Origin of the sequence: Coxiella endosymbiont of Ornithodoros amblus (assembly GCF_019425495.1) — a bacterium.
Classification (GTDB): domain Bacteria; phylum Pseudomonadota; class Gammaproteobacteria; order Coxiellales; family Coxiellaceae; genus Coxiella.
Genome location: NZ_VFIV01000082.1, coordinates 1 through 4,517 on the forward strand (window position 1 = coordinate 1; position 4,517 = coordinate 4,517).

Here is a 4,517-nt window from a genome sequence, read left to right on the forward strand (position 1 = left end):
GCTAAAAATCCAGCGGCGATTTGCAGAAAATCAATCTGAAATAAGCCACAAAATCGTTGCAGTCGTCGATAACGCGAGCTGACTTTCGCCTCCCCTCCAAAGGCTAAGGCAATCTCAGTTAAATTAACGGTATCCTTTTTCGGGAGTAGGAAACAAAGTTATCTCTCCGATAGAAATAACCAAAATAAGCGTAAAGCAATTTTTAGAAAAAGATAAATTGTTTACTGACTGGAGGACGGACTTTTTATCTTCTGGCTTAATCGGCTTTTAAGACGAGCCGCCTTATTTCGATGAATAATTCGCCGCCCAGCCGATTTATCCAATATCTGAACTGCATATTGATAAGCACTTTGAGCAGCACTAAAGTCATTAGCTTGGAGGCTTTTCAAAATTTTCTTGACGGCCGTACGAACGGCGGAACGTTGACTGGTGTTATGAAGTTCGCGTTTTTCATTTTGTCTCGCACGTTTTTTTGCTTGCGCTGAATTTGCCACGAGGGACCTCCAAAATCGTTATTTACGGCGCACAATATGCCGTTTTGGCGAGCGTTTGTCAATAGAACACCGTGTGATTGTTACCCTATCTAGATCATTACTCACAAATGGTAAAGAAAAAAACTTAAAGCCCGTCACTTCTGCCTACGCAAGAATGACGAAGCCTAAAATTGAAATGGCTGTGAGTTGCGGGTAATGATAGGATCCTATCCTCACTTCTCCTTGGTTACTAAATGGAAAGACAATGAGTCGCAAGTTGTTCAAGTCAACGCTAGTGATTTCTAGTATGACGCTGATTTCTCGGCTTCTTGGCTTCGCTCGTGATGTGGTATTGGCCATTATCTTTGGAGCGGGACCCGCTTTTGACGCTTTTGTGGTGGCATTCAAAATTCCAAATTTTATGCGCCGTCTCTTTGGTGAAGGTGCCTTTGCCCAGGCCTTCGTTCCAGTGCTTTCGGATTATCGGGCTAATCGCAAGCCAGAAGAAGTGCGTGAATTTATCAATCATATTGCCGGTACCCTAGGGGCCGCTTTGCTGATTGTGGTAGCCCTCGCTGAAATCCTTGCCCCGGTGATTATCATGGTTTTTGCTCCTGGTTTTGTACGCGACCCGGTTCGGTTGGCGTACGCCACGCATATGCTGCGCATTACTTCGCCTTATTTATTTCTTATCGCGCTAACGGCGTTTTCCGGAGCAACGTTAAATACGTTTAATCGTTTTGGCATACCAGCTTTTACACCCGTGTTGTTAAATGTTGCTATGATCGCCGTCGCCGGACTGTGGGCGCCGCATGCTTTGACGCAGATATACATTTTAGCGTGGGGCGTTTTGATTGGCGGAATACTGCAATTACTTATTCAGATACCCTTTCTGTATCTCTTGAATCTATTCCCGGTTCCTAAATGGCAATGGCGAGACCCCGGCGTCATGCGCGTTTTAAAACTGATGGTCCCGGCGTTATTTGGTGTTTCAGTGGCTCAAATCGGTTTGTTAATGGACAATTTCTTTGCTTCGTTTTTAGCAGGGGGCAGTATTTCGTGGTTGTATTATTCGGATCGTCTCACCTATTTGCCGTTGGGAGTGATTGGTGTTGCTTTAGCGACGGTCGTGTTACCAAATTTAGCGCGTCAACACAGTCAAAAATCAGCGCAAGGCTATTCCGCTACCCTCGATTGGGCATTGCGAATGGCGATGTTAATCGGCGTTCCAGCGGCCGTGGCACTTTTTATTTTAGCGGTCCCTTTATTGGCGACATTGATCTATCATGGTGCTTTTACTGCACACGATGTCCTGATGACACGCCGGAGTTTGTGGGCATTTTCGGTCGGCTTGCCTGGGTTTATGCTTGTTAAGATCTTGGCGTCAGCATTTTATTCGCGACAAAATCTAAAAATCCCTGTTAAAATCGCCGCAGCGGCGGTGGTTGTTAACCTAACATTAAATACGCTATTGATTTACCCCTTGGCGCACGCGGGCTTAGCTTTAGCGATCTCTTTGGCATCATCTTTTAATGCAGTGTTATTATTGTATTTTTTGCTACGGGATAAGATTTATCAACCTTTGCCTAATTGGACGAAATTAATTTTGCGTTTGCTTTTTGCTAACGGAATCATGGGATTGGTGATTAGTGCTTTTTCAGGGAGAGTTGATCATTGGCTGATGTGGTCAGTAATGGATCGCGTTTGGCATTTAGTAGTGCTTATCTTGTTAGGATTGCTAAGCTACGTAGCAGCTCTGTGGATTTCAGGGTTGCGCCTGCGTGATCTTCGACCCCCGATTAACATTGATTGATGGGATTTATTCGGTTAGCCTGTGGTCCTTTTCCTGAAGGATCGCGCTCTTATTCACTTCATGTGATTAGTATGAAATTAATACGCGGCAAACATAATTTACTCACCCATTTGAATGGTTGCGTGGTCACGTTGGGTAATTTTGATGGGCTACATTTGGGTCATCAAGCGTTGTTAAAAACGTTGAAGCAATTGGGTCGAGAATTAAAGCTTCTAACGGTGGTCATTATCTTTGAACCACAGGCCAAAGAATTTTTTGCAAAAGGTCAAACGGAAGCGCGATTGATGCGTTTTCGGGAAAAATGCTTGGGGTTTGCTGAATGGAAGATTGATTACCTTTTTTGTTTGCGCTTTGATCGCGCATTAGCTGATTTAGCGGCGGGAGATTTTGTTAAGCAAATTTTAGTGGATCGATTAGGAGTGAAAGCCGTTGTGGCGGGCGATGATTGTCGTTTTGGCGCGAAAAGAGCGGGTAATTATGCGTTGTTAAAGCAATTGGGCGAGGAATGTAATTTTAAGGTGATTGAAATGCCTTCGGTTATTTACGATGGCCAGCGCGTAAGTAGTACGCGTGTGCGACAAGCTTTGCAAGTAGGGGATATGGCCGTGGTGCGAGCTTTGCTGGGCCGACCGTATCGACTTTGCGGCCGCGTTATTGGCGGCGAGAAGCGGGGTCGAGAATTGGGCTTTCCTACGGCGAATATCGACTTGCATCGTTCGATTGCACCAATGTCTGGTGTTTTTGTAGTTCGCGTTTTTTTAAATAAAAAATCTTATCGAGGGGTAGCTAGTTTGGGAGTCCGTCCTACTTTTAAAGATGGAAACGCCCGATTGTTGTTAGAAATTTATTTATTTGATTTTTCTAAAACGATTTACAATTTTTATTTAGAAGTAGAATTTCTACATAAACTTCGAGAAGAAGTCCGTTTTGATTCGATAAGCGCTTTAATCAAACAAATGCACCGCGACGTTATTGAAGCAGAAAAATACCACCAAATTTTATCATCTTTGCGAAGCTCGGAATCTCAACTTTAACTTTCTGGATGAAGATTCTATCCAACAAACGTGCTAAAGATTTCAAATTCTAATGTGGTATCATAATTAGAATTGTTATATTATCGGATTCTGATTCGGCATGGGCAATAGGAGTTCTAAAAAAATTGGGAGTTGTACAAAGGTTTTTCCTTTTCCCTTGAGAGAAAATGTTTCTTTTATAAAATCTGCTATTTTCCCTTCTGATGGATTAAAAATTTTTTATTGAAGTTGATTTCAATTACTTTTATAATCAAAGACCGCCATAGAAATTCATCATTTTCTAAAAATTAAGAGAAACTAAATTTTTAAATTCGACTCTTAAGAAAGTATCTTCCCGATAGTAGGTTAGAGAGCTTACCTATAAATAAGGGATTCTACATACTGACTTTGAGGTCTTCAGATTCATGAAACGTTTCTGTAAGCTTGTTTAAAATACAGGTGAAGTCAAATAAAGAGATATAGGTTTATAATTTATATAAAATAATAGACAAAAGATTCTCTTTCGGCTTTGATAGATCTCACTCCTAACTAATTAGATCATTCACAATACTATCTAGATATTTTTTAAAGATCGATTCGAGTAAGCCAGTGTCTTCTTCATTTTTTTTCTTCTTTTTCTACGAGATAATCAAGCGCAATAGGAGAAAGAATGGATTCTGTTAATGAGTTAACTTTTTTAAAATGGGGAAACATTCTGTTGATACTCCGCTTTTTTCTCTTGGTCTAAATGATCCATATAAACGCAATACAAAAGTCATTCGAAGGGCTGCATTCGATTACTATTCACAGCGACTTTTAAAATGTGTATTGCAAGTTTATCCAAAGAATCCGAAAGATCAGTAGTTAACCAGTTTGACAATCGTCTTCTGGGAAGTTGCATGAGCTTTTGCGTTAGCAAGTTCAGTGACTTTGGAGAGTTAGCTGCTTCAATGATTATTACACAAAAAGAAGGGATATCTTTATACGAGCATTAGTCGTGTGTCAGGAATGATTTAATGAAAAGAATATCTCTAAGATATTATAAACATTAAAATATTATAAACATTTATCAAAGGCATTTTTAATTATTTAAAAACCTCCATACACGAAGGAAAGCGATGAGTTTGTTTCCTGAGCAGGTGGAATTAATGGAAAGGCTTGTTTTAATTGAAGCAATTGATTATTGGGTTGAAAATAATTTCCCTTACATTTTCTAAG

General features: G+C 40.6%; 3 protein-coding genes. 2 read left to right on the forward strand and 1 reads right to left on the reverse strand.

The features are described from left to right. Positions 1–221: 221 nt before the first annotated feature. Complete coding sequence (rpsT, locus tag FIV31_RS07315; protein WP_280124316.1) at positions 222–494, reverse strand: 30S ribosomal protein S20; 273 nt, start codon at positions 492–494, stop codon at positions 222–224. A gap of 244 nt (positions 495–738) precedes the next feature. Between rpsT and murJ the strand changes: the two genes are divergently transcribed. After that, positions 739–2,286, forward strand: coding sequence for a murein biosynthesis integral membrane protein MurJ (murJ, locus tag FIV31_RS07320; protein WP_280124317.1), 1,548 nt, complete (start codon positions 739–741; stop codon positions 2,284–2,286). Beyond that, the gene (ribF, locus tag FIV31_RS07325; protein ID WP_280124318.1) at positions 2,286–3,320 is read left to right on the forward strand and encodes a bifunctional riboflavin kinase/FAD synthetase; all 1,035 of its coding nucleotides are present in this window, start codon (positions 2,286–2,288) and stop codon (positions 3,318–3,320) included. Before murJ ends, ribF begins: the two co-directional genes overlap by 1 nt. Positions 3,321–4,517: the final 1,197 nt, after the last annotated feature.